The organism is uncultured Stenotrophomonas sp. (genome assembly GCF_963519125.1).
Taxonomy (GTDB): domain Bacteria; phylum Pseudomonadota; class Gammaproteobacteria; order Xanthomonadales; family Xanthomonadaceae; genus Stenotrophomonas.
In genome coordinates this window covers 117,829-143,962 of record NZ_CAUQLJ010000009.1, presented here as the reverse complement: position 1 = coordinate 143,962, position 26,134 = coordinate 117,829, and the positions used below count along the sequence as shown (strand labels likewise).

General features: G+C 60.3%; 22 protein-coding genes. 8 read left to right on the top strand and 14 right to left on the bottom strand.

Annotated elements, in window-relative coordinates; all coding sequences use genetic code 11:
* Positions 1 to 29 precede the first annotated feature (29 nt).
* Positions 30 to 899: a DUF2145 domain-containing protein gene (locus RYM47_RS09910; RefSeq protein ID WP_315387585.1), complete on the bottom strand. Its 870-nt coding sequence runs from the start codon at positions 897 to 899 to the stop codon at positions 30 to 32.
* A gap of 354 nt (positions 900 to 1,253) precedes the next feature.
* Positions 1,254 to 2,225, bottom strand: a complete 972-nt coding sequence (locus RYM47_RS09905; RefSeq protein ID WP_315387584.1) for a mitochondrial fission ELM1 family protein — start codon at positions 2,223 to 2,225, stop codon at positions 1,254 to 1,256.
* 136 nt (positions 2,226 to 2,361) lie between these two features.
* On the opposite strand from RYM47_RS09905, the gene RYM47_RS09900 reads away from it, so the two are divergent.
* On the top strand, positions 2,362 to 2,952 hold the full coding sequence (locus RYM47_RS09900) for a malonic semialdehyde reductase (RefSeq protein WP_315387582.1): 591 nt from the start codon (positions 2,362 to 2,364) through the stop codon (positions 2,950 to 2,952).
* 86 nt (positions 2,953 to 3,038) lie between these two features.
* On the top strand, positions 3,039 to 3,746 hold the full coding sequence (locus tag RYM47_RS09895; protein WP_315387580.1) for a YceI family protein: 708 nt from the start codon (positions 3,039 to 3,041) through the stop codon (positions 3,744 to 3,746).
* 68 nt (positions 3,747 to 3,814) lie between these two features.
* Here RYM47_RS09895 and RYM47_RS09890 read toward each other — a convergent pair whose 3' ends face one another.
* From RYM47_RS09890 to RYM47_RS09880, 3 genes are all read right to left on the bottom strand, one after another.
* Positions 3,815 to 4,231 (bottom strand): hypothetical protein, encoded by a 417-nt coding sequence (locus RYM47_RS09890; RefSeq protein WP_315387578.1) that lies wholly within the window; start codon positions 4,229 to 4,231, stop codon positions 3,815 to 3,817.
* 48 nt (positions 4,232 to 4,279) lie between these two features.
* Positions 4,280 to 5,074, bottom strand: coding sequence for a siderophore-interacting protein (locus RYM47_RS09885; protein WP_315387576.1), 795 nt, complete (start codon positions 5,072 to 5,074; stop codon positions 4,280 to 4,282).
* A gap of 87 nt (positions 5,075 to 5,161) precedes the next feature.
* The gene (locus RYM47_RS09880) at positions 5,162 to 5,644 is read right to left on the bottom strand and encodes a PadR family transcriptional regulator (protein ID WP_315387574.1); all 483 of its coding nucleotides are present in this window, start codon (positions 5,642 to 5,644) and stop codon (positions 5,162 to 5,164) included.
* 317 nt (positions 5,645 to 5,961) lie between these two features.
* Here RYM47_RS09880 and aceE point away from each other — a divergent pair, with 317 nt between their 5' ends.
* From aceE to RYM47_RS09860, 4 genes are all read left to right on the top strand, one after another.
* A complete protein-coding gene (gene aceE, locus RYM47_RS09875) occupies positions 5,962 to 8,649 on the top strand; it encodes a pyruvate dehydrogenase (acetyl-transferring), homodimeric type (RefSeq protein WP_315387573.1) in 2,688 nt (895 codons plus the stop codon).
* 156 nt (positions 8,650 to 8,805) lie between these two features.
* A complete protein-coding gene (locus RYM47_RS09870; protein WP_315387572.1) occupies positions 8,806 to 10,875 on the top strand; it encodes a sensor histidine kinase in 2,070 nt (689 codons plus the stop codon).
* Entirely contained in the window at positions 10,872 to 12,002 is a 1,131-nt protein-coding gene (locus RYM47_RS09865; RefSeq protein ID WP_315387570.1) for a hypothetical protein, read from the top strand. The genes RYM47_RS09870 and RYM47_RS09865 overlap by 4 nt, the downstream gene beginning before the upstream one ends.
* Positions 12,003 to 12,238: 236 nt before the next feature.
* Positions 12,239 to 12,778 (top strand): very short patch repair endonuclease, encoded by a 540-nt coding sequence (locus RYM47_RS09860; RefSeq protein WP_315387569.1) that lies wholly within the window; start codon positions 12,239 to 12,241, stop codon positions 12,776 to 12,778.
* Here the strand turns inward: RYM47_RS09860 and dcm are convergent.
* The 6 genes from dcm to RYM47_RS09830 all read right to left on the bottom strand — a co-directional run bounded on the left by dcm (position 12,757) and on the right by RYM47_RS09830 (position 21,440).
* Complete coding sequence (gene dcm, locus RYM47_RS09855; protein WP_315387567.1) at positions 12,757 to 14,271, bottom strand: DNA (cytosine-5-)-methyltransferase; 1,515 nt, start codon at positions 14,269 to 14,271, stop codon at positions 12,757 to 12,759. The two genes, RYM47_RS09860 and dcm, sit on opposite strands and share 22 nt — an antisense overlap.
* A 97-nt stretch (positions 14,272 to 14,368) precedes the next feature.
* Positions 14,369 to 15,130 carry a hypothetical protein gene (locus tag RYM47_RS09850; RefSeq protein WP_315387566.1) on the bottom strand — a complete coding sequence of 254 codons (762 nt, stop codon included), beginning with the start codon at positions 15,128 to 15,130 and terminating at the stop codon, positions 14,369 to 14,371.
* Positions 15,127 to 16,026 carry a hypothetical protein gene (locus RYM47_RS09845; protein WP_315387564.1) on the bottom strand — a complete coding sequence of 300 codons (900 nt, stop codon included), beginning with the start codon at positions 16,024 to 16,026 and terminating at the stop codon, positions 15,127 to 15,129. The genes RYM47_RS09850 and RYM47_RS09845 overlap by 4 nt, the downstream gene beginning before the upstream one ends.
* Complete coding sequence (locus tag RYM47_RS09840; protein ID WP_315387562.1) at positions 16,023 to 17,120, bottom strand: hypothetical protein; 1,098 nt, start codon at positions 17,118 to 17,120, stop codon at positions 16,023 to 16,025. Before RYM47_RS09840 ends, RYM47_RS09845 begins: the two co-directional genes overlap by 4 nt.
* A gap of 740 nt (positions 17,121 to 17,860) precedes the next feature.
* Positions 17,861 to 18,868: a PD-(D/E)XK motif protein gene (locus RYM47_RS09835; RefSeq protein ID WP_315387560.1), complete on the bottom strand. Its 1,008-nt coding sequence runs from the start codon at positions 18,866 to 18,868 to the stop codon at positions 17,861 to 17,863.
* Complete coding sequence (locus RYM47_RS09830) at positions 18,858 to 21,440, bottom strand: Z1 domain-containing protein (protein WP_315387558.1); 2,583 nt, start codon at positions 21,438 to 21,440, stop codon at positions 18,858 to 18,860. The genes RYM47_RS09835 and RYM47_RS09830 overlap by 11 nt, the downstream gene beginning before the upstream one ends.
* A gap of 757 nt (positions 21,441 to 22,197) precedes the next feature.
* Here RYM47_RS09830 and RYM47_RS09825 point away from each other — a divergent pair.
* Both RYM47_RS09825 and RYM47_RS09820 read left to right on the top strand, forming a co-directional pair.
* Complete coding sequence (locus RYM47_RS09825; RefSeq protein ID WP_315387556.1) at positions 22,198 to 22,548, top strand: SymE family type I addiction module toxin; 351 nt, start codon at positions 22,198 to 22,200, stop codon at positions 22,546 to 22,548.
* Positions 22,545 to 22,766, top strand: a complete 222-nt coding sequence (locus RYM47_RS09820; protein ID WP_315387554.1) for a hypothetical protein — start codon at positions 22,545 to 22,547, stop codon at positions 22,764 to 22,766. Before RYM47_RS09825 ends, RYM47_RS09820 begins: the two co-directional genes overlap by 4 nt.
* Before the next feature lie 39 nt (positions 22,767 to 22,805).
* Here RYM47_RS09820 and RYM47_RS09815 read toward each other — a convergent pair whose 3' ends face one another.
* From RYM47_RS09815 to RYM47_RS09805, 3 genes are all read right to left on the bottom strand, one after another.
* Complete coding sequence (locus RYM47_RS09815; protein ID WP_315387552.1) at positions 22,806 to 23,585, bottom strand: NYN domain-containing protein; 780 nt, start codon at positions 23,583 to 23,585, stop codon at positions 22,806 to 22,808.
* 81 nt (positions 23,586 to 23,666) lie between these two features.
* Positions 23,667 to 25,001, bottom strand: coding sequence for an XVIPCD domain-containing protein (locus RYM47_RS09810; protein ID WP_315387551.1), 1,335 nt, complete (start codon positions 24,999 to 25,001; stop codon positions 23,667 to 23,669).
* A gap of 24 nt (positions 25,002 to 25,025) precedes the next feature.
* Positions 25,026 to 25,889 carry a hypothetical protein gene (locus tag RYM47_RS09805; protein WP_315387549.1) on the bottom strand — a complete coding sequence of 288 codons (864 nt, stop codon included), beginning with the start codon at positions 25,887 to 25,889 and terminating at the stop codon, positions 25,026 to 25,028.
* Between the last annotated feature and the right edge of the window lie 245 nt (positions 25,890 to 26,134).

Genomic DNA, 26,134 nt, shown 5'->3' with positions numbered 1-26,134 from the left:
CACCGGCGATGTGCCGGTACCGCGACAAATCACTGCGGCTTCGGTGCCGACATCCCTGCCACCGGCACGTGCGCCACGCTCAATTCCTGCGCCAGCACCTTACGCTTCTGCAGGAAGTCGAACACCGATTCCACCGTCACCACTGAATAGTTCCCGGAAATCCGCTCACTTGCAGGATGGTCGGTGGTGGCGGCATTGGCCGCAAAGAAGCTCGCACCCAGCCGCTTGCCCACGCCGATGTGCAGCGAGCTCGGTTCATACATCTGTTCCTTCAACCATGTCTGCACCTGCGCGCGTCGCACCAGCAGCGTGCCGTCGCGCGATTGCGCAATCGCGGCCGCCAGCACTTCGAGCACCCACTGGTTGGAGTTCTGGTATTCGTCGCTGAAGGGATAGGCCACCACGCTGTAGCGCGGCTCGTGCAGCGCCTTGGCCTGGATACCCGGCGCGGTGAGCATGGTCTTCAGGGCCTCGCGCACCGCCGGGATGGGAACACCCACGCGCAGGTCGGTATGCGTGCCGGTTTCACCGATGAAGTTGCTCAGCCCTTCGCGGAACAGCGTGGACTGCGGCGACTTGCAGTGGTTGAGCAGGTGCACGGTACGCCAGCTGCCATCGTCCTCCCGCACCGCGAAGGCCAGATGGCTGTGGCGCAGGCCGTACTTGCTGAGGTCCTGGCCGCCGCGGGCGAGGATGACCACGTCTACGTCGTCCAGCGCTTCCAGGGTTTCGTCGGCGCGTTGGGCTACGTCGAACATGGCGGCAAGGGTCGCCGGGGTAGGGTGGCGCTCCACGCATTCGTGTTGGGATTGGGCGTGCGCGGCGGGGGCGGCCAGCAACAGCGCGCTGAACAGCAGCGCGGCGAACACGCGGGGTGAAGCGGAGCGGGGCACATCCATTGCGTGGTTCTCCTGCGGCTCGTGCCGCTGACGCGTCATAGCTTCGTCCAACATTTTGCCGACTTCACCTGCTCAACTCCCGCCCACACGACTCACTCACCGGCGGCGGCTGATCCACCGGCGGCCAATCCTCTTTCTTCTGCTGATCCGTACGCGGCGGCTGGTTGCGGTACGCGGTCAGCTCCTTGTGGCAGCTCCACGACACCGCGTCCTGCCCGGTAGGCATGCTCGAACAACCGGCCAACATCACGGCCATCAACACAAACACTGCACAGCGCATACGCACGCTCCTTCCTTGTGAACCCCGAACATAACGGCAACCCGGCACCGAAGGTACCCAGCCATCGCCCGCCGTTAAGCCGGGATACCCAATGCCGCCTTCACCTGCGCCGCCACCCGTGCGGTTTCGCGCAATGGTTCAATCGGCCCAGCGGTACTCCAATCCAACCAACGCTGCTGCAACCGTCCGCGCGCATGCAGCGCCTGCTGGAACGTCACCATCCGCCCCTGTGCCTGGTTCTCCAGCGCCACCGCCACCGGCAGCCTCGTACCGCACGCTTCCGAAAGCAGGTTCACCGAATCCGGCGACACCACCACCCGGTCCGCCCAGCCCAATAGGCCCGCATACGGGTTCACCCCGTCGCCGCCATCGCCCCAGATCACGCCGGGCACATCCGCAAACGCGCTGCGCAGCGCGCCCACCAAGGCTGGCGGCGTACGCCGCGACGTAGTCGCCAGCAAACTGCCCCCTTCCGCACGCAACTGCGCAGCCACCTGCTGGAACACCTTCACCATGTCCGGCTCATGCCACGGCGCATGCGGGGTCGGCCCACCCACCAACAGCGCGGTACGCGGCCCCTGCAGCTCGCCGAAGCTCGCAAATGCCGCCCGCCCCAGCGAAAGCCAATCGTCATCCACCGGGTTCAAGCTGCCCAGCAGCGTCAGCACGTTGCTGCCGCGCAGGCGGTCGTGTTCGGGCACCACCAGCAGGTCCCAATGGCGCGTGCCCAGGCGCGGGTCCAGGATCTGCACCACCTTGCTGCCGCGCCCGCGCAGTTCGCGCAGCGCTCCGGCCGCCTGCCGGCCACAGCCCACCGCCAGCTCCGGCGGTTGCGCAGCCAATGTCGCAAATGCCTCGCCATAGCCACCGGCCATCCCCGGCAACCAACCCGGTGCCACCCATTTCCATGGCGCACGCGGTTCCAACACCAGCGGCCGGTGGGCCCCCAGCTTCAGTGCCGTGGCCAGCGCCACCGCCTGCCGCACATTGCCGGCACGGCCGTCAGTGATCGTCCAGGGCGGACTCCATCGTTTCACGTGTGGCATTAATTCGTTTCAGTAAGGCTGGGTGTTGCAACAGTCGCGACACTCTACACTGCGAGCCTTCGCCAACCGCAGCGCCCGGTCAAGGTAGCGTACGGCGAGCGGAATTCCTCTTTACCCCTGTTCCACCGGAGGCTTCATGTCCAACGTGCTCAACGATGCTGCGCTCGACCAGTTGTTCCGTACCGCCCGTACCCAGAACGCCTTCCTCGACAAGCCGGTGGAAGACAGCCAGCTCAAGGCCCTGTACGAACTGGTGAAGTGGGGCCCCACGGCCGCCAACTCGAGCCCGGCGCGTTTCGTGTTCGTGAAGTCCGCCGAAGCCAAGGCCAAGCTCGGCCCGGCGCTGTCCGAAGGCAACCATGACAAGACCCTGGCCGCCCCGGTCACCGTCATCATCGGTTTCGACGAAGATTTCCACGAAAAGCTGCCGTACCTGTTCCCGCACACCGACGCCAAGGCCTGGTTCGACGGCCCGCGTGAAGGCCGCCGCGAGTCCGCGTTCCGCAATGGGAGCCTGCAGGGCGCCTACCTGATCCTGGCCGCACGCGCGCTGGGCCTGGACGCCGGCCCGATGAGCGGCTTCGACCCGGCCAAAGTGGACGAGGCCTTCTTCAAGGGCACCACCATCAAGTCGAATTTCCTGGTCAATCTGGGTTACGGTGATTCTTCGGGCCTGTTCCCGCGGCTGCCTCGCCTGGCCTTCGACGAAGCTGCCCGCATCGAATAAGCGTTCCCGCCGGACCCTGGCCCGTCCGTGCGGACGGGCTGTTGCATCACTTTTCCTTTTCCCTACGAATGCGAGAGAGATCTGCCATGACCGTTACCCGCAAACTGCTCCTGCCGCTGGCCCTGACCCTGGCCATCGCCGCCTGCTCCAAGCCGGCTGAAGAAACCGCTGCGCCGGCCGCCGACGCGCCCCCGGCTGCTGCTGCCACCGCCCCGGCTGACGCCGCTGCCGCCCCGGCCGCTGCCCCGGCTGCCGAAGCCATCCAGATCGCTTCGGGCACCTACAAGCTGGACCCGAGCCACACCGACGTGCTGGCCCAGTGGAGCCACTTCGGCTTCTCCAACCCGAGCGCGCACTTCGGTAACGTTGAAGGCACCCTGGTGTACAACGCCGAAGACGTGACCAAGTCCACCGTGGAAGTGAAGCTGCCGCTGAGCGGCCTGAACAGCTTCACCGCCAAGTTCGACGAACACCTGCGCAGCGCCGATTTCTTCGACGCCGCCAAGTTCCCGGCCGCCACCTTCAAGAGCACCAAGGTTGAAGCCGCCGGCACCAACAAGCTGACCGTCACCGGCGACCTGACCATCAAGGACATCACCAAGCCGGTGACCCTGGACGTCACCGTCAACGCCGGCGGCGAACACCCGATGGCCAAGGTCCCGGCCGCTGGTTTCGACGCCACCACCACCATCAAGCGCAGCGATTTCGGCGTCGGCGCGTACGCCCCGAACGTCAGCGACGAAGTGAACATCCGCATCACCACCGAAGCCACCGGCGAAAAGCCGGCCGCATGATCGGTTCGATGTGAAACGCAAAAATCCCGCCGAAAGGCGGGATTTTTGTTTGGGTCATGCGGTGTGGATCAAACCGCCGCGATCTTCGCCAACCATGCGGTCGCGAAATCCGTGGGCAACCGGCGCGCCGGCGCCACCAACGCGCTCTCACGCAGGAACACATGCGTGGCCTGCGCGAAATTCTGACGTGCAATCAACGCCGCCTGCTTCACCGTCGCCTGCTGCTTGCGCAGCTGCACGATCTGCAGGCTCGGCTTCCCCGGCAACGCGTACTTCTGGTACCGGCGCAGCTCATCGGCCACCAGGGTGATATCCGCATTGGCCTGCACCAGCGCCAGCTGCGCCTTGGCCAGCGGCAGCACCGCCTCGCGCATCGGCACCGTCGCCTGCGGGGCGGCGGTGGCCAGGGTGGCGTCCAGCGCGGGATCGGCGCGCTCCAGGCGCGCGATCAGGTCGGCCAGGGCCGGGAGGGAAGCAGGTTGCATCGAAAGGGGGCCGGCCAAAAACGGGATTGTCGCACGGCCGGCCGGGGCTCAATCCCCCTCATGCTCCGGATGCGCCTTCCAATACCCCTTGGAGCGGATCCAGTCCTTCGGCACCGCCAGATGCCCCTCGATGTACTTGCGCATCATCCGCGCCCGGCGCGATTCGGTGGCGATCCAATAGAACGTGTCGCCCTCCGGCTCCTCGAAATCGGTCAACACATCCTCCAGCAACGTGCTGGTAGCCGCATCGAACCCGTTCCGCTCCAGCCAGGACACCGAAATCCGCTCATCCACCGGCAGCTCCTGCCGATCCTCGGCCTCCGGAATCTCGATATACACCTCTGCCCGCGCCTGCTCCGGCAGCGTCTCCAGCCAGCGGCCAATCGCCGGCAGTGCCGTCTCATCACCAAACAGCACGTAGGTGTCGAAATCCTCCGCCGTGATATGCGAGCCACGCGGCCCACCCACCGCAATCGCATCGCCCGGCTGCGCGTTGGCCGCCCAGCGCGAGGCCACGCCGTCGCCGTGCATCACGAAGTCGATCGCCAGCTCGTTGCTCTCCAAGTCCCACCAGCGCGGCGTGTAATCGCGGGCGGGCGAGGGCGCTTGGCCCTCCGGGTAGCGCGGGCCTTCCGGGGTCATCGTCGGCACCACGAACTGGCCTTCCGCATTCGGGAAGAACAGCTTCACGTGGTCATCGGGCGAGGGCGAATCGAAGCCCTCCAGCGCCTCGCCACCGATCACCACCCGGCGCATGCACGGGCTGATCTCCTCGGTGCGCAGCACCTGCAGCGGGCGGAACTTCACGGTGTGGCGCACCAGCTTGCTTTCATGAAGAGCCATGGGGGAATACCTGTTTCAATGCCGCCGCAGCGGCGTAGGGGGAAGACCTGGCTGGCAACAACGCGGGCGGGGTCGAAGTAGGGGGAATCACCGGCCCTGCGCGCGGATCCGCGCAGCAGCCTCACTCAATGCCTGGGCCACCACCGCCGCGTTGTCGTCCTGCCAACGCGCATGGTGCACGCCCAGCGCCTGTTTCAGCTCACGCATCGCATCGCGCACCACCGGCGGCAGGTTGGCCTTCGCGATCGAGCGCGCGCTGTGCCGCACCCGGTGCAGCGCCGCCTCAACCTCCTCACGCTGCGCCGTCAGCTCAGCCTGGCCCAGCGCCGTGAGCTGGTAGCGCTTGCGCCCGGCCTCCTCCAGCGCGCTCACCCAGCCCGCCGCCTCGAACTGCGAAAGCACCGGGTAGATCGAGCCCGCGCTGGGCGTATACACCTGCACGAACATCTCGCTGATGCCCTTGATCAGCTCATAGCCATGGCGCGGCTGCGCCGCCAGCAGCGAAAGCACCAGCAGGCGCAGGTCGCCGCGGCTGAGCGCACGGGAGGTAAGGGGGCGCGAAGCAGTCATTTCGATATATCGAATCAAGTGCGTTAACGATATATCGAAAACACCCGCCCCGCAATCGGCACCCATCACCGCGACGCTCCGTCCCCCACATGGAACGCTCCGCGCCCTCCTGTCCCATCTGTCCCACGCAACACCGCCGATTCCACCCTCAAAACCCCATGAAACCCTGCGTCCCGCTGCCGCACCTTGTCCCGAAGACACAACGCCAGCACTTCCATACGCACCCGTAGCGAAGTAAGCAAACCCGTTGGTGCGCTACACTTTGCGGCTAGAAATCTAAAACAGTCGCGCGCGTGCGTGCGGTAATGGGAGCGCTAATGAACTGGTTGAACGAGGTGCTGAACAACGACCCGAATCCTGTGGAAACCCAGGAGTGGATCGAGTCGTTGAAGGCCGTTATTGATGTCGAGGGCTCCGAGCGCGCGCATCAGCTGCTGGAAGGCATGGTGGAACTGACCCGTCGTTCGGGCGCCTACCTGCCGTTCTCTCCCACCACCGAGTACGTCAACACCATCGAGCCGCAGCTCGAGGCCAAGAGCCCGGGCAATGCCGAGCTGGAATGGCGCATCCGTTCGATCATCCGCTGGAACGCGATGGCCACCGTCGTGCGCGCCAACCGCAAGCCGGGTGACCTGGGCGGCCACATCGCCTCGTTCGCCTCCGGCGCCACCCTGTACGACGTGGGCTTCAACCACTTCTGGCGCGCCCCGAGCGAGAACCACCCGGGCGACCTGTTGTTCATCCAGGGCCACAGCGCCCCGGGCATCTACGCGCGTTCCTTCCTGGAAGGCCGCATCAGCGAAGAGCAGCTGGACAAGTTCCGCATGGAAGTGGACGGCGGTGGCCTGTCCTCGTACCCGCACCCGTGGCTGATGCCGGAGTACTGGCAGACCCCGACCGTGTCGATGGGCCTGGGCCCGCTGGCCGCCATCTACCAGGCGCAGTTCATGCGCTACCTGGAAAACCGTGGCCTGATCGAGAAGTCCGACCGCAAGGTGTGGTGCTTCATCGGCGACGGCGAGAGCGACGAGCCGGAAACCCTGGGTGCCATCGCCCTGGCCGGCCGTGAAGGCCTGGATAACCTGATCTTCGTGGTGAACTGCAATCTGCAGCGCCTGGACGGTCCGGTGCGTGGCAACGGCAAGATCATCCAGGAACTGGAAGGCGTGTTCCGTGGCGGCGGCTGGAACGTGATCAAGCTGCTGTGGGGCGGTTACTGGGATGCCCTGCTGGCCAAGGACACCAACGGCGTCCTGAAGAAGCTGATGATGGAAACCGTCGACGGCGAATACCAGAACTGCAAGGCCTTCGGCGGCGCGTATACCCGCGAGCATTTCTTCGGCAAGTACCCGGAAACCGCCGCGATGGTCGCCGGCCTGAGCGACGACGACATCTGGCGCCTGAACCGTGGTGGCCACGACCCGCACAAGGTGTACGCCGCCTACCACCAGGCCGTGAACACCAAGGGCATGCCGACCGTCATCCTGGCCAAGACCGTGAAGGGTTACGGCATGGGCAGCGCCGGTGAGGCACTGAACCCGACCCACCAGACCAAGAAGCTGGACGACGAAGCGGTGCGCCACTTCCGCGACCGCTTCAACATTCCGGTGACCGACGCGCAGCTGGCCGATGGCCAGGTGCCGTTCTACCACCCGGGCCCGGATTCGCCGGAAGTGCAGTACCTGCAGGAACGCCGTGCCGCGCTGGGTGGTTACCTGCCGCAGCGCCGCCGCAAGGCCGACAAGACCTTCGTGGCGCCGAAGCTGGAAGCCTACGACCGCCTGCTGAAGAGCAGCGGCGAGCGCAGCTACTCCACCACCATGGCCTTCGTGCAGAGCCTGAACATCACCCTGCGTGACAAGGAACTGGGCCCGCACATCGTGCCGATCGTGGCCGACGAAGCCCGTACCTTCGGCATGGAAGGCCTGTTCCGCCAGATCGGCATCTACGCGCCGTTCGGCCAGAAGTACAAGCCGGTCGACGCCGACCAGCTGATGTTCTACCGCGAAGACCAGAGCGGCCAGGTGCTGCAGCAGGGCATCAGCGAGCCAGGCGCCATCAGCTCCTGGATGGCGGCCGGTACCAGCTACTCGGTCTCCAACGTGCCGATGCTGCCGTTCTACATCTACTACAGCATGTTCGGCTTCCAGCGCGTGGGCGACATTGCCTGGCAGGCCGCCGACATGCGTACCCGCGGCTTCCTGCTCGGCGGTACCGCCGGCCGCACCACGCTGAACGGTGAAGGCCTGCAGCACGAAGATGGCCACAGCCATCTGGCCGCTGGTGGCATTCCGAACGTGCGCAGCTATGACCCGACCTTCGGTTTCGAAGTCACGGTGATCATGCAGCACGGCACCAAGGCCATGATGGAAGACCAGATTGATGAGTACTACTACATCACTCTGATGAACGAAAACTACACCCACCCGGAAATGCCGGAAGGCGCGGCCGAAGGCATCATCAAGGGCATGTACCTGCTCACCGATGCCGGCAAGCCGAAGAAGGGCGAGCTGCGCGTGCAGCTGATGGGTTCGGGCACCATCCTGCGCGAAGCCATTGAAGCGGCCGCGCTGCTGGAGAAGGACTTCGGCGTTACCGCCGACATCTGGAGCTGCCCGAGCTACAACGAACTGCGCCGCGATGGTTTCGACGCCGAACGTTGGAACCGCCTGCATCCGGAAGACACCCAGCGCAAGGCGTATGTGACCGAGCTGCTGGAAGACCGCCAGGGCCCGGTGATTGCCGCAACGGACTACGTGCGTGCGTATGCGGACCAGATCCGCGCGTTCGTGCCGGCTACGTTCACCGTGCTGGGTACCGATGGCTTCGGTCGTTCGGACACCCGTGCGAACCTGCGTCGCTTCTTCGAAGTTGACCGGTACTACATCGCGCACGCCGCGATTGCGGCGCTGGCGAAGGACGGGAAGATGACCGGTAAGGATGTTGCCCGGGCTATCAAGCAGTACAAGATTGATCCTGAGAAGGCTAATCCTGTCGGGGTTTGATTTCGAAAAGGGGCGGCGAGAGCCGCCCCTTTTTTTTGCATCAGAGAACTTTACAAGGGAATTTTGACCAAATTCTTTGGTCGCGAGTATGCGCGCGGCGGCGAACGATATAACCTTCGCGAGACAGTCAATCAAGATATTTTCAGGGAGGAGCTGATGTCAGTACCCACTCACGGCATTACGACGATGAGGCCGAGAGCGCGCCTCATTGGGCTTCTGGGTGAAGAGCTTATCAGTGATGAGCCGGTCGCCTTGGTGGAGCTTGTGAAGAACGCATTCGATGCTGATGCGTCTCAAGTACGCGTGTCATTCGAGCTTGATAAGTACGCGGAAGTTGCTCGTATCGTTATCGAAGATGATGGAGTAGGCATGTCCATCGACACCGTTCTCGGCGCTTGGTTCGAACCCGGAACAATCAATAAGAAGGCAAGCAGTCGCTCTCCGGGCGGCCGGCCATACCAAGGGGCGAAGGGCATTGGACGCTTTGCGTCGGCACGGCTTGGCGACACACTCTTGCTTGAGACAAAGGCAGAAGGCTTCGACGCAGTTAGCGTTTTCCTAACTTGGGGGGAATTCAGCGACTCGGCCTACTTGGACGACGTGAAACTTGACTACTCTGTGGGTCCGTCAGTGGGCATAGCTCGAGGAACAAGACTGACCATAGAGGGACTCGACAAGGAGAAATGGAGTCCAGAATCATTCCAACGAGTCCATTCGCGGCTCTCGCGGCTCATATCTCCCTTCAGTGAGGTGGACAACTTCTCCATTGAGCTATCGATACCGGGACATCCGGACATTTCCGGAACGGTGGATACACCTCAAGAGATTCAATCACCGAAGTACCGGATGGCAGGGCAACTCGATAGCCAGGGGCTGCTTCATGCCACCATTGAGGTTGAAGGAAGTCCGGACATAGAAATAACAGCTCAGCAACTCTTGCAAGCCGGCATCCGCCCGGAGTGCGGGCCGTTTGAGTTTGAGATCCGTGCGTGGGACCGTGATCGAGATGGACTGGAGCCCATCGCAAAAAGACTTGGGACGACTGTCGCCCTCCTGCGAAGCACACTCAATATTTACTGCGGGGTTTCCGTCTACCGCGACGGGTTTAGAGTCTACCCGTATGGAGAGCCTGGGAACGATTGGTTGCAGCTGGATCTTCGCAGTCGCCAGCGTCCGGGGCAGAACCTTGCGAACAATCAAATCGTCGCCGCGATCCGGATATCGAGAGAGCATAACGAGCAGCTTCAGGACAGGAGCGCTCGAGAGGGGATGATAAAGAACCAAGCCCACGACGCGTTGGAGACGTGGTTCAAAGCCATTATTCAACGATTGGAGGAGGCGCGGTATCGCGTTCGTCCTCGCCAGCAAACTAAGCAGTCTGACGCGCTATTCGAAGCCTTCGATGTCTCACCCGCAGTGGCAAAAGTGAAGGAGGAGCTCGGGAAGGATCATCCTGTCACGAGGCTTATCGAAGCGGCTGAGGTTCAAGTGAACATTGGTGTAGAGCGCGTACAGGAGGTGTTCTCACGCCTGCTGCTATCCGCCGGCCTCGGACATATGGTAGATGTTGTGCTCCACGAAATTGGTGCGCCGCTGGGTAAAATAAACAGGCAGGTCGAGATCACAAAGCGGCTCATCCACAAGGAGGTTCAGGATCCCACTCCGTATGATGATAGTTTCAAAAAGATTCTGTCTTGGAGTGAGCAGATATCAGGTCTACGAAAGCGGCTCGAGCCACATACGGCTGGAAGGAGGGGTAAGGCAACCTCGTTCAACGTGAGGGAAGAAATTGAGCTAACACTCTCAATCTACGACGCACTTCTAGCTCGCCAGAAGATTGCAGTTACCATCCATGACAGCGGCACGATTTCTGCGAAGATGTCCTCAGCCGCTTTTGGGCAAGTGGTAGCCAACTTAATAGACAATGCGATCTACTGGTCGACGTTTAAGAACGGGATCGGAGGCGGTGGTCGGATAGATGTATACATCGATAGGCTTGATCAAGGTTTCTCTGTTGCAATACACGATGACGGTCCTGGAGTGGCGGAGGAAGACGTAGACCGGATCTTCGAGTCGTATGTTTCAAATAAGCCTAATGGCATGGGGTTGGGCTTGTACATAGCGAGGCTGGTCATCGAGCAGTACGGGCGCGTTGTATACGAAGGGGACTCCGCACATGGCGGAGCAAACTTCATCGCAAAATTCGAAAGAGGAGTAGGTTTGTGAATGATGCAGTGCCAAAGGATGCGGTGCTAAACGCAATGTTTGTCGATGACGACAAAGAGATCATTGAGCAGTGCAGGCAGTTGGTTCCGGATCAGATTGGCGAGTACGTAGTTCGATGGACTATGTTCGACAGCTTCGAAGAGGCTGTGAACATGATGGACGAGAAGAAGTACGACATTGTTGTGACCGACGTCTACAAAGGGCGCGCACTCTCCGGAAAACTCAACGTAAATGAGGCCGACAATCGTGCTTCTAGTGTCGTGGAGAGAGCAAAGGCCTTAGGCTTCTCTTTTATCGTGATGTACTCGGACGGGGCGTGCCCTACTGATATCGCACTTTCGCCATCTCTGCAGTTCGTTGACAAGGCCACTCCAAGCCCCCCATTTCCGCAGTCAATCACTGCCGTCCTCGGCAGTATGTTGGAGACGCGTGGGGCGATCGTGCAGGTGATGACGAAGTTGAGACGGGAACTTGAGAGCGATGCGGCAGGTTACATTTGGGGATTTCTAGAGGCGAACTGGGATGCACTTTCCGTCGATGCAGATTTTGCGACTTCTGGCTTGGAGCGGCTGATACGACGTCGCGCTTCGATCCAGATGAATGAGATGATCGGTGCCCAGGGCATGACTCGACGGCTGAATGCAGACGCGTACGACTACTACGTTATGCCGGTCCTGCCAGGCGACCTAAGGCTCGGAACACTACTATTAAAGAAGTGCAATGACGGAAACTCTGCGTTTTTCATCGTCCTTACTCCCCATTGCCATATGGCGAGACAGGGGGATAAGCCGCCGCGCGCGGACAGAATTCTTCTCGCCGAGTGTATTCCATCAATAGTGCTCACAGAAAAGGGGCTGCGGCAGCTTGAGGGAAAGAAAACCCGAATTCCCGCATCCAGCGTAGGGACCCCAGAGGGCAGGTACTGTTTCTTGCCGGAGTTCTGCGGCGTGCCGGATCTTTACATTGATTTGATGCGATTGACATCCGTTGAGATGCAAAGCATCGACGCTGAGTACACTCGCGTTGCTCTGGTTGACTCTCCCTTTGCCGAAGCGGTGCAATCATCAATGGCGCGCTTCTATGCAAACGTTGGACATCGGAATTTGTTCGACTACACAGCAAAGTAGGGGCTACTGAAACCGCGCTCTCGGGCGCGGTGTTCCCGCCGCGGCCTTTGTGGAGAGCTGCGTGCCGATGATTGCATGGTTACAGAAAGTCGCCTTTCGATCGGGTCTGTGCCAGAGGAACTGGCTGTCGATGTGTGATCTTCGCGGCTCCGCGCGCCGATTGCAGCGCGAGAAGCCAGCTTGCGCTAGTTGTATGATCTTCGTCGAGATAGCTGCCCCATGTGCGCGTCCGCTCGATGTTGGCAGTACTCTCGTTGGGTTCATCTCGCGGTAGGCAGGATTCTGACGTCACAGTCCGAATCAGTGGAGTGCAAATGAGTGACATTGTCAGCTCTGAGGCCCGATCCAAGATGATGTCAGGGATCAGAGGCAAGGACACGAAGCCAGAGGTTCGAGTGCGGCAATACTTGCACGGCCAAGGCTTTAGGTACTCGCTCCATCGGCGAGATCTACCCGGACGTCCCGATCTGGTGCTGCCCAAGTATCACGCCGTCGTTTTCGTGCACGGCTGCTTTTGGCACGCGCATCCTGGCTGCCGGTACGCCACGACTCCATCGACGCGCAGGGATTTCTGGACCACGAAGTTGGCTGCCAATCGTGAGCGCGACGCGAGGGCGGTCCGCGAGCTGACTGTACAGGGTTGGCGTGTTGTTGTTGTCTGGGAGTGCGCGTTACGGCGCACCCCCTCGAAAAGCTTGTCGGACCTCAGTGAGTTCCTTCGATCCGACAGAGGCTACCAAGAGATAGCTTGGAATCAGGATTCCAGTATCGAGTAGACGACGTCTGCAATCTGGTTTGCCATCCATGGCGGCACGGCATTTCCGACTTGTCTAAACTGGGCTCCTCTAGAGCCCTCAAAGAAGTAGTTGTCGGGGAACGTCTGAAGTCGAGCGGCCTCCCGGACGGAAAGGCTTCTGAGCTGTGAAGGATCAGGGTGGATGAAGTAGTGACCGTCCTTCGATAGATGGCTAGTCACAGTGGAGCTAGGCCCCTTCCATTGCTGGACCTTGAAGCGGTCAACGAACTTGCCGGACGACCAATTTGCGTGGGCTGGATGCATAGCCTCAGGGAACTCGCTTGACCCACGCGGCGACTTGCCGTGGGTCAAAGTGAACGCTGATGCGTACGCGTAGCGCACAAGGTCCATCCACATATGCTGACGCACCTCATGGTTCAGCAGATACGCGAGCTTTGGATCTAGCAGCCATCCCTCAAGATGCGGCGGGACCTTGCTGCACCCTGAAGTCCAAGTTGCCGTCCTCGAGCCAGACCCAGGATCGGTCTTAGTGACCTTGTGAATTTGTTGCTTGAGTTCCGTGGCAACCTCACGATCTTCTGAGAGCTTGGCTGCATGTGCAAGAATCGCTTGGGCCTCTTCGGACCATGAGTCAAAGTCTACGTCAGTCAAGCCGCTCCTCAGCCTCGGGAGGTTGCGAATCACTGAAGAAACGTCAACCCGGTCAAGCGAGGGAACCATCAGGCGCGCTTTGGAGACGTCAATGTCCTCAAGGACGCCGAGTAGCACAACGCGATGACGTGCTTGGGGAACCCCTAGCTCTTCCGCGCGAAGGATGTATCGCCGACCATCCTCCTCATTAAACAGTGTGCCGCTATCACTTTTGATCATTGGAATGATGCGGTAGCGCGGTCCACCCTTGCCGCCAGGAGCATGGAGATCTGCCAAGATCTTCGGGAACATCAGCTCGCCACCCACTTTGGACGAGAGAATTCCCTTGACGTTCTCCATGACAAACGCTGCCGGACGGTGGTCCTTCAGGATCTTGAGGTAGTGCTTGTACAAGAAGTGGCGGTGATCCTCCTCCGGCTTGTAGTCGGAAATGCCCTTGTTACGGGCGCGTCCGACAAGTGAATAGGCCTGGCAAGGTGGACCACCAATAAGAATCCATGGATCTCCCTTCGCGGAGATCTGCTTGATCCGGTCGTGCAGAACTTTGTCGTCCTTGGGTACTCCGAGCTGGAGCTGGCGTGCTTCCTCCCCGGACTCAATCCACTGTGCCTTTGTAGCTTCGGTCCACGGCTGGTCAGCTCGCCCGCCAACGTAGTCGTAGTAGCTCGCGGGAGCTTTGCCCGGTTCAAACTGGCGGAAGAAGGCCCGCAGACGCAGGGTTTTCGCCGCGTTAACCTCCATCTCAGCTGAAATGGCAATCTTGAAGGGTCGGTTCTTGGACCGGCCATTCGGACTGTACGCGGAGAATCCTTCACCCAAGCCGCCAGGGCCAGCAAAGACGTCAACTACAGGGATCAGCATACGTTTCTTCACAAATATAAATAGCGGCGCCGTTGCGCCGCTTCTGCGGCGCCAGGATGGCACGCGCACCCTAAGATTTCAAGTTGTGGCACTTGGCCTACTTGGTGGCCGTCAGGTCGTCTACCGCTAGCGCAAACGCCTCTTTGACTTGCTGTTGGACATCTTCATCGGACAGGACTGAGAGGTCGATGATTTGGTGCTTCAGACGAAGAACCTTGATCGACCTACGCATCACTTCCTCCATAGCGCCCCGACCAATCACCTCTGACACCCTTAGCCATTCCGCCGCGCTGGCTTTGGCCAGAACGGCATTACCTCCGATGGATGGTCGCTCGAATATTGCTACGTGAGCATCTTCTGAGAGCCCGCGCAGCAGCGTCCAGCGCTCAAGATTGCCTGCGCCGAGGTCCAGCGCCCAAGCACGCATCCAGAGGCGTTGGAAGGTGTTTCGAACTCCCCCCAAGTAGCGCTCCGCAGGTGCCTTTCCAAAGCGCCACCTAACTACATCGGGCAGCAGGACCGCAGCTAGATATGCCCAGACATCATCGCGAAGCGCTTCCGCGCTCCTGAGAATCACGCACTCGCCCAAGGCTATGGCCGCGTCACGATCAAACATTGCTTTGGCAGTCGTACCGGGGGGCGAGGGCATGTTGCACTTCACCGCGATCTCCCTTAGGCGATCCGCCAAGGCTTCAAAGGATCTGGCATCCCTCAGCCCTCCGCTGGCTCCAAATCCGCCTAGTGAGGAGTGATCGGAAAGAAAGCTTTTCGCAGTTGCGGTTGAGTAGCCTTCGCCCAGCTCATCGGCGAGGCGCCTGACTCCCAGACGCGAAAGTCGGGGTAGCAGGAAAGTAGTCATGGAGCCTCACTCATCGCCGAAAGCATGGATGCAAAGAACGCGCCAGGGTCTCTTTCAAGCTCACCCTTTGCCGAGCGCGCCAAGGTTTGACCGAACGCTTGAATCAGCCAGTGAGAAATGACTGCCCCGACAGAGCCCTCTTCAAAGGTATCGATTTCGAAGCCATCTACAGACCCAAGTGCCACGCTACAGAGCTCAAATGCCACGCCGCCGAGAACACTCTGGACAGTGAGGCGATCGCCGGCGTGGAATCTCGCGTGAAACTCCTTGTCGTCCTCATTGACATAGAGTGCGACGCTGGAAGAGAAGTCCGAGTGCAGGTCTCCTGGCCGCCAGTCAAGGTACCAAGGAGAGAACTGATGCGTGCTATCGGGGAACGCCGCACGGAAGCTCAAGGAAGAGACTGGGAATCGAGAGCTGCCACCATCCTCGATGAGGATATCGAAGGCTGTAGACCAGAGCCGAGAACCAGGAACTACGGGAGACAGATCCGAGTGGCCTTGAACGCCCGGTCCTAGTGATAGATGAAGGTGGCCAGTAATGCGTGAGGACAGTTGCGACCCGTCGAGCTCTGTCTCAAGGACAACTCGGGTCCGCGATTTGCTGATTCTCTCTACTGCCAGGATAGCGGTGCGCCGCGGTAAATTCCCCTGGCCGGTACCTACATGAAGTGCTGCAGTAATGACCAGCGAACTCGCGTCAACCTCAAGCATAGCTGCCGCAGCCTCCCAGCTCACTTGGACGGACGCCCTCAGAGTGAGATCTCTGGCGTAGTCCCAGTCATGAAGAAGCTCGCCTACCGGCTCAAGCGGTGCGTCCTTGTCGCCGAGCTGCCAGCCCTCGAAGCACACAACGTCATCAGAGAGCACGAGAAATGGAAAGGCGGTTCGCCTCATTGTGCGCCCTCAAAGATGGTGTCCAGCTCCACTTCCACGGCAGCCCCAGTAGGCACGGTCGTTCGGATAAACAGTGTTCCCCCGAACTTCCCAACTAGTAGGAGTGCGCCATCGGCCTCGATGGAGTGCTGAGGCAGGGATACTCCTAAAGCTCGGGGAAGAAACGAAGCTGGAACGTCGCGGTCCGACGCCTTGGCACCATCGGCGACCAGGCGCGGATGAACGCTAATCCGAAGTTCCGGGGCGGAACCGTCGTTGTGAAGTTCCGCCTTAAAGGTGGCCACTTTGGTCCCATCTTGATCAATGGACAGCCCAACAAACTCAGGCGGACCAATCCGAACTCGGCTTGCAACACCAGGCTTCGAGCTTCTCCGAGCGGGAATTCCAGGGCCGGTCGTCGATACCTGAGCTAGAAATCGTCCCATTCGCCCCGCAGTTGCAGCAAGGCTGGGGGACGAAGACTTGGCATCCGGCACATGGTTTGGGCGAGGAGCAAAGTCATTTGCCTCTCTCTTAAGCCTCTGCATTGCAAACTTCACAATGGCCTTTGCATCTCCAGCTTGGAGGTTTTCCGGAACCCAATCGTCGTGAGTGGGGGGCTCAGAGTCCGCGAAGGCCCCCTCAATGCCATCTTCGTCCGAACTAACAAACACCCCGGCCCATTCGTACCGATCGTCAGCAAAAGGCTGGCCGGGCAGGTACTTGACGACCAGCTCAACGGGTCGCATCAAGGCAATGTGCGAGGAGCGCGCCAGCACATCCAAACCTTCGGCAGCCGCGGCTCGGTGTCGATCACTTCTGGCCCCTCGTTTGAAACTCAGCCGCCCCAGCTCCTTGGAGTACCTTGTGATAGGCGTACCTTCGGTTCGACTTCTCAGCGAGGCGAGTGCGGAGGAATAAAGATCCAGCGGCGGAAAGTCTTCGGGGCAAGGAAGCTCGACTAGTTCGTCATCCACATAGACCTCCAGATGCAGGCGCTTCTCCTTCGGAGTAGACGCGCACATTCTCGGCCAGAAATTCATCAAAACGCTTGTCACAATCCGATTACCCAACGAGGCAAGATCTGCGGCGTCCACCGAAGGATCAATAACCATGATGGATGTTCCTGTCTCATGGGTTTGCCTGGATGGAAGACCAAGCTCAAGTGCCAACGCCGATGCAGACGAGTCAGTCAATGGGTCAACTCGGCCGTCCTCATGACTCACCCCCCACCAGTGTCTACCGGTGAAGCGAAGGTCCCTTGATCCATCTCGAGAGGGGGCGTCGAAAGCGTCGCCAAGGTGGCACGCCATTAGTCGTCTCACCGGAGAGCCGCCGCAGGTGGTCTGACTGTCCACAATGATTGTTGAGCACTCGCTTAGAGCGTAGAAAGAGCTCTTCCCGTAGCCATATGTACCGCCGCCATGAGGGGTGTCTCGAGTCGCACCCACGTTCTTCAAGAAGTTAACAAAGTTAAGCTTCTCGCCGGCTGCAGGAGGTGCGTCGGCGTCTGTCGGACCTGAGAGTCCGGCAGTGTCGAAGTCACAGAGCTCAAGTACACGGATGGTCTCACCCCTCAAGCTGGAGCCAATGAGCGAGGCCGATTCGCCGCCATGGGGGAGCATCGCCAGTGCGGACGTTCGAAGGGCATCTCGCTGGGACGTAGTGAGAGTGCGAACTCTGATCGTCGCGCGAGGCGGATAACCTCGGTCAGCGGCATCGACGACGTTCTGCAGTCCTTCGCGGATTACGGTCTGCAGCAGGTCCATAGAAGGGCGCCCAAGCAGACGACGGTAGCCGGACCCTGCCAAGTTCCCGTTTGGCGAGTAGGGTTCGCTGAATATCTCAAGCGCATTCACTGGGACATTTCCTCAATAACAATCTTCAAGTCCGACTCCGAGACCAAATAATCGCGTGCAACGGAGAGGTCGATCTGGTAGATCAGCTCTGAAACTCCTAGGGGAAGCGTTCCGCCCTCAAACAAGGCTGAATCCAGCTTTGGGAAACCTTCCGTGACTGAGTACAGGTCAAAGCCCTCAAGCTCGTAAGACTGACCGTTCCAGGCCAGGCTGTGGGGATCCATGCATCCAATCGCCGCCAGCCTGGAAGAAAGCTCATGTGGAGACACACCTTGTCCAACGAGTTCTTCCACGAGAGTCGAGACAGACAGGCGACCTGAAGACGCGCGCTCGATCCTGAAGTGCGCTAGCCAAAGCGGAGATCCTGCGGGCGCTGTCAGTTGCTCAATTCCGTGAATGTGGATGCGGGCAGTCGCTTTCCTCAGTGAAGTCTTCACCTCGACGGCGCCTTTTCTCGTTCTGAAATCATGCCGCTGGCCGATCGGTCCAGTCCACGCCGACGCAGATGAGTTTCCGCCTTGAGTGATCTTGAGCAGGAAAAGAAGTTCCCCTATCAGCCCACCTATGGCCGTCTCTGATACGACCTGGGATGATGGGTCGGCAAGAAGTGCCCGAAAGTCTTGGATCGTATTGGAAACCGCGTCAGCCGGATTCCCCCCTGCCGAAAGCCGTCGCAGGATCTCTTGGCACAATTCTGCGAAAACCTTGGAAAGCGCAGGTGTGGCTAGAGTCAAGTCGATGTAGATGGATCGACCACTCTGCCCTTGTAAGCTCGAAAGGCGCACGCTGAGGCTAGGTCCACTTAGTTTCGTCAGAGACTCAAGGCCGTCGACCCACGTGCAGGGAATGAGCAGTCTTGGGGATCCAGAATCGTCCAGCGCATAGCGAACCGGCCCGTAACCAGTCTGGACGGTGCTAGGGATGCTTGCGATCTCGATGACATTGTCCGAGGCGCTCTTGCTGCGCAGCGCGACCCAAACCTCGTGAGGCGACTCAGGCTTCATCTGTTGCCTCAGCGAACACGTCGTCCCCTTCATCCAGCTGCTCCGGGGTGGGGACGTTCAGTTCCACGCTGTAGTAGGCTCCCGCGCGATCCTTGGCTCCTGGGAACACCCAGCCAAGTCCAATGAGGTGCCCCTTCGCATCTAACGCGCGGCGGTTGAGAGACTTCGACTTCGGTGCGGAGACCTTGTCAATCGGGTAGATAAGCAGGAGAGGGACTTGGCTCCTTTGTGCCTTAAGTTCTTCCCAGCTGCCTACCGGGTTTCGATCCTCCTTCACTACGTCGACAAGAATGTCACCCTTGGACATAAGTGCTTTGATGTCAGCGTAATCGTTCGGCTCATCCAGGCGAGAGCGAGTGAACAATGAGACGCTGCCAAACTTTCCGAGGTCCGTACTGTTGGCATCCCTGCTGCTGTTGCTCATCACTGCCACGTTCCAAGCAGGAAGCTTCGTCATATTCTCATCGAGGTACCCGAGGAGCATTGACTTGTTAAGATCGAGGTGCTTGTCGCAAATGGAATACTCAACAAGGAAACGCCTTACCATACCGGCGGGGACGCCAAAGAAGACGTTCGGATGAGAATTCTCATTTGACTGATCAATCAGTGAGTCAACGAAGGTCTCTGTAGCCGCCCAGTTGGTCTCTTTCTTATGATCGAACCGGATGGTCTGAAGATGGCGACCATCGAAGCTGATGCTAGTCTTGTACGCATGGCGCATCTTCGCCGCAGAAGTGATGGCTAGGCCAGGAATCTCGCGAACCTTCACGGCAAACTCGGTCGGCTTCACCTCCGCAGTCTTGTAAACCGCAATCTCCCTGCGGATTTCTTCTTCGACCTGGGCCAAAGATCGGAAGTTGGAGATTAGGTCTGAAGTTGTCCAGAGTCGTGGCAGATCCTCATACCCGTGCCGGAATCCAAACCAGCGGCCCATCTGAAGCAGTGTGTCGTACTGGCGGGAGGTTCGCAGAAAGAAGGAAACACAAAGTCCCTCGAGTGTTAGTCCTCGTGCGAGAACCGAGCCACCAATCACGATGTAGGTCTTGTGGTTCTTTGTGAAATCGAGCCGTTCGTCGCTGTATCCGTTCTCTACAGCTACTTCAAGTGCATCTAATACATCGGCAAGGTGCGAAGAGAGGTCCGTGCGGAAGTTTCCGGTCGGCAGTGCGTGCTCCAAAGGCACGCGACTGGTCTCCGATGCAAATACGTCATCGAACAGAACTCCCATCCGGCCAGCGAGATTGCGGATATCGGAGCTATTCCCCTTAAGCCAAGCGTTGACCAACGTAGCCATGTTGTCATGCTGGACAACAAACGACGATGTGTGAATAAGCATCGTCATGTGGGACGCTTGCTTTCGGCTGCGCCGGATGGCGCAGGTGATCAGGTACCAGACAAGTGCCCGCTCAAGTTGCTCAGACATCGTTGGCACAAATGTCTTAAATTGATTCTTCCCACTGGGAGTGAGCTTTGCTACTTCAATAGCGGGAATGGGGCGGAGCATGCTCTTCCCATAGTCTCCGTCACTCTCGTCATCAGCGGAAATGTCGGACGGGCCGAACACTTCCCGCGTTCCGAAGTAGCCTTCGGGCCGGGGCAGCGCGGTGATGAAATCCTCTGGGTACAGGTCATCAAGCTCCTCCTTCCGCAAGGGGAACGGGTTGATGAATACGTTTGCAAACGGCGTGGCCGTATACCCAACGTAGCTCACGGCGGGGAATGCATGAATGATCCGACGAATGGCTTCATTGATCTTGGTCATCTCTTCCTCATCCGCGGAAGAGTTGACCGAGGCTTGGTCGCACTCGTCATCGATGATGAGTACTCTCAGGCGATGGAGCGTCTGCCTTGAAGTAGCTTTGGCTGTTGTCAGGAGACGATCAAGCCGCCTGGATTCCTTCTTGATGACGGCGAGCTGGGCGCCTCCCTCGAGCGGCATGGTGAACTGCCCGTTCTTAGGTCTTACAAAATCGCCATCGTCGGTATCGTCCGTATAGGCGTGCCAGAGGTGACGATGGCGATTCACTACGTCGTTCTCAATACGCCGTTGGGTCTGCGCGCGGAGCTTGTTGGTGACGCCGCCCAGCAAGATGATGAGGTTGTATCCCGCATCCACTGCCTTTGCGATGACGGCAGTCATGTTCGCAGTCTTGCCTGATTGCACGTAACCAACCACCAAGCCCCGGCACCGGAATTTATCGTCAGTGGGATTGGCCAGAAGCGAGACCACTTCTGAGGACGAGTCGTCAAGCGACTCGATGGAGTCCTTCCAACCCTTGACGTCCGTCAAGTAGGAAGAGAGGGCTGGCCAATGGCGATCTTTCGGCCCTGGACCCCTGTACCAGATGCGCCTCGGATTGACCAAGGAATTCCTTCTCAGAATCTCAACGTTCTGGAAGGATGCCTTTACACTCGACAGCGCTGCTGCGAAGTCTGCCTCTAGCTCTTCCGAGAAAGGCCCGGTGAAATTCATCATGTGTGATCGGACGGCTAGAGCTGCCTGCTCAATACTGTCGTGCTTGGGGAGGTTATCCCGAAGCATGGTCACAAATGAATCGAACTGTTTGCTCACGTTGTAAGCGTCCCTTCTTTGAGAAAAGAAGCGAACGGGTGCCCTGTCGCTACTGCTTGCTGGACATCCGTGCGCAGCTAACCGAGGCACAGAGTTGTAGAAACTGTGATCGAGTTCGCTGATTGTTGTTGACTATCGAAGTCAGCGCAAGAGGGGTGTTCTGCCAATCGTCCGAGGGGGGCGGGCGTCGGGAAGTTGACGCTATCCATAAACCGTCTATCTACTTGGTGATGGCGCTGCGGAGGTAGCGAAGTCGCAATTGTCCAGCATCAAGTCAAGAAATTGGCTGCCTTGCAACTCTGCAACCTTTCCCAAACTAGGCTCCGTACCCGCCCTCTTTCGAGAGTGGCCACGTCTTTGAATGCTCGGAAAGAGGGCGTCATGTCGCACGCAGCTCTTCTGGACATGCATCGTCCGTACGCATTTCCTATCGCTCTTGACTGCGCTTGTTCGCAATCGTGACAGTCATCCCGAAAGTTAGGGCTGAATTAGGTCAATAACGTCACCGGTAGCCACGGTCTAACGTTTCTGCAATTTCGATAGAAAAGAACGACTTCCAGTGACCTTTCGTAACGTGCAGTGTGGGGCTCGGAGCGTAGAAACTCCTCTGGCTGCAGCATGTTGGACGTCCCATGTCGGGAGGGTGGCTAATACAACACCTCCTGAGGAAATACGCCCGCCGATTGCAGCCAGACGGTTTCTAACCTCCCGACTCCCTCGTCATCCCGGCGAGGGCGATCCATACAGGAGGTCCAGCATGCACACGCACTGGGACGACACACCGTACGACGAACTCCCTTCCCAACCCACCCCCAAGCGCCCCGCAAGCGCTTCCACCGCAGCTTCCGCACCCACACCACCGCCAGACTTCGCAGAAGACGCCAAGATCCCCTTCATGAAGCTCCAGGGCCGCTGGCTTCGCCAGATGGGCTTCAACGTGGGTTCCAAGCTCCAGATCGACGCATCGGAAGGCGTCATCACCATCTCCATCATCGGCCGCCCGATCCTGCCTTACCCCGGCGTGCCCAGGAGCCTGCAGCGCCAGATCCACCACGCGGTTGTTGAGGCCGACACGCGCCAGCCGATTCTCAGCGGAGATCCGCGATGAACAAGCGCGTGGTGATGAAGGTGAAGGTGGCTGACAACCTGCGCCACCACTTCCAGGCGGCGGCGTGGCGTACCAACCAGACGCCTTCTTACCTGCTGCGGAAGATGATGATGGGCTACGTGTGGCTGGCGAACGAACCGAAGTCCATCGACCTCACCGTGGTGAGCAACTCGTACAAGTATGCGGAGGGCATGGATGCGCCTGACGAGCAGCCGTAGGTTGCAAAGGGCCGGGGAGGTGTTCCCGGCCCTTGTCGTTCAGGCATCGGTCTTGGGCGTCAGGCTCACGGTCCAACTGCCGTGTTCTTCTTCATGCGGCGTGAGCAGGTCGTAGGTTTTCACCATGCTCAACAGACCAGAGTGGCCGTAGACACTGGGGCTGAAGGCCGGGTCGGCGCGCTTCAGGTATTGGCCCAAGGCGTTCAACGCGACGCGTCCATCCGGGCTGGACGACGCCAGCAACTCAACGGCCTCCACCAGGAACCGGGGGCGGCGCTTGGGTAGCGGGCCGTTCGCGGCGGGCTTGGCTTCCGGCTTCGGGGTGGCGGCCGCCGGCTTGGCTTCCGGGGTGTCCACGTCCTTGGTCTTGGCGTCGTTGTCTGCCTCCGGCACCCATTCGAAGAACCGGTCGCAGGCGTTGCGCAGGGCGTCTGGGGTTTTGGCCTCGCCCACGATGTAGACGTTGGCGCCGCGCTCGCGCAGCTTGCGGCAGAGGTAGGCGAAGTCGCTGTCGCTGGTGACCAGGCAGAAGGTGTCGGCACGCTTGTCGAACAGCGTTTCCACGGCGTCCAGTGCCAGGGCGATGTCGGAGGTGTTCTTCTTGGAGGCGTACTGGAACTGCAGGCAGGGGGTGAAGGCCTGGCGCACCAGTGCCTGTTCCCAGCTCCTGCCCAGCGTGGTGGTGTTGCCGTAGCCCCTGCGCACGGTTACGCGGCCGGCCTGCGCGGCCATGCGCAGCGCGAAGTCCACGATGTCCGGCGGCACGTTGTCGCAGTCGATCAGGATGGCAACAGCGGTTTCCTGGGAGGTGTGTGCCATTGCGGTTCCTTGTCTTGGCCGGGGCGGGGGGCGGTTTGGCGAACTATAGGCAATCCGGCCCCGGCGTGTTGGCCGCCCGGGTCAGCCCATGCGCATGGCGTGGCTCTGGGTCTCGCGCTGCTGGGCTTCCTGATGCTGCTGCTGGGTCTGGGCGAAGGCCTGCTGCTGGCGTTCCTGGTCGGCTAGCTCCAACTGCTGCAGGGAGTGCTCCACGGGCGTCTGTACGGCTACGTCGGTGGGCATGGAGGCGCGGCGGTGGGCGGGGTCGGCCAGATCGCCCTGCACAACGAAGACATTCCGCCCGGCGGGGCTGTCGGCGGTCTGCTGGCTCAGCACTACGTGGTCGGCACGCTCAAGCCCGTTCTGGCGGGCCAGTGCCACTACGCTTGCGGTGAGGCGCTCGCTGGTTTCGTCCGGGGCGCGGCCCTGCCTGGCGTCGATGGCGGCTACGCCTTCGCGTACCTGCTGGACCAGTGCGTAGTCCGCGTGCCCGGGGCCGATGTCGGCCAGGCGGGTAGCAGGGCGGGGGCCGCCCGGGGTGCCGTCGAGCGAGGCGGTGAACGGGCTGGGGGTGATGGTGCGGTACGGGTCGTCCGGGTGGAACTGGGTGGCCTTCTGCTGGCGCTCCAGACGCACCTCGCGGGCATCGTTCAGATCAGCAATCCGGCTCAGGCTGGTCTCTTCCCGCATGGAAACGTGGCCGCCGCCTGTGCTTACGTTGACCCACTTCCGCTCTCCCTCGAAGTACATGGCGTAGTAGCTGTTGCCGCCAATGACGTTGGGGTCGGTGGCTGAGCGGCCTTCCAGCAGCTGGGTGGCTTCGGTGGCGCCCAGCCTGGCCAGGTACTGGCCGCCTTCCACCATGCCCATCTGGGCGAAGGCGTCATAGCCGGTCTTGCCTATGCGGGTTGCGCCCGCGTAGTCGTTGTCCAGCATGTTGCTCCAGATCTGCTCCATCTTCTCGGGGCCGCTTTCTTTCACCGCGGCCTGCAGGAGCACGCGGGGAGTCCAGCAGTTGGGGTCCAGGCCATGCTGCTCGAACGCGCGGTCGTGCGCTCGCATTACGTCCTTGCCGGGCAGGTTCAGCGCCTTGTCGGGCTGGTTCTGTTCCATCCAATAACTGCGCAGCTCCAGATCCCGCTTGAGCAGGGTCTGGCCGAAGGCCTCCCACTGCCGCTCGCTCAGCTCGGCATTGGGGAAGCGCGAGCCGTTGTCGTGCTGGTTCCGTGCATGCTCCTGCGCGTAGCTGTTCGCCACCCGCCCCGGCAGGCTGTCGTTACGCACCACGCCCAGCGCCAGCGTTCCATAGCCGTCGGCGCCGGGGAGCTGGGACAGGTAGTTCCAGTAAAGCTCGCGGTTTCCCGCGTCGGCGTAACTGGTCAGGATACGGATGTCGTTCTGCGTCAATCCACTCATGTACTCATCCCTGTAAACGTCCGGTTACCTGGCCTTGGTGCGCGCCAATAGATCCCGCACTGCTTCTTCCATGCGCTTCCAATCTTTCAGGAAGGCTCGCTTGTAGTCGAGGGTGATGGAGAGCTTGTTCTCCACATCGGTGAAGTAATGGATGCAGCCGGCCGCAACAGCGCCCTCTTCGGGGATGACCTGGTCACCTTCGAGCCGTACACCGTCTTTGCGGGAGGTGGTGCTGTCGCACTTGATGAACGTGGTGAGGCTGCCGCTTGGGCCGCGCGCTACGTACCAGTCATCCTCGAAGTCAGGGTTGCGGGGATGGGGCTTTCCATACTGCGCTTCATAGGCCTTTGAGTACGCCGCCATCCTTGCTTCGTCGATGGCGTAGGGGATGAGCCCCATCGTCTCTGGCTGGGCAACACGCAGATCAAGGCGATCCTTGGGGTTGTCACGCTCGACGGAACCTTCCACGGTTACCGCAGTGTTGGAGGACAGCCGTTCCAGTGAGGTCTCGATGGGCGCGGAATCGATGTAGTCGATGGAAACAGCGATCTCCTTGCGGAAATCATTGGTGCGCGGATTGACACGCGCGCCTGGTGCCGTGGGCTTCATCTCCGGCCACTCGATGATGAGGCTGACACCGTCGCCGGGCCAGGGTGCGATCTGGCTGTCCAGGTAGTTGGCGGGAATGCGGAATGTGTGTGGCCCCAGCTTCACGTCCACCGGCGCATCGGTGTAGGTGTGGCCATCGAGGGTACGGCTGGTTTCGCTTGCTTCCGACATGTTCGAAGTCCCTTTTTGTTCGGTTGGCGGCGTCCGTGCGCAGGCGCTGGCGCTCAGGGCGGCGGCGAGTGCGATTGTGAGGCACCGGCCGGATGACATCACGCTCATGGGGCGTTCCATTGCTTTGATGGAGGTAACTATAGGCAATGGGGTGTCAACGGGGAAGGAATGGGGGCGCTGTGACCGGTTTCCCGAGCCTGGGGTCCACTGGCCGTCTATTGCCAGTCCGATACTGCTGACGCATGCTGCGGAACTCAAAGGGAGCTTGAGTCATGGCGAGAGGAAGGGCCGTTCTGATGGGGGTGGCGGCTGTTGCTGCGATCGCAGGGTTTGTCGCCTGGAAGTACTCGCCT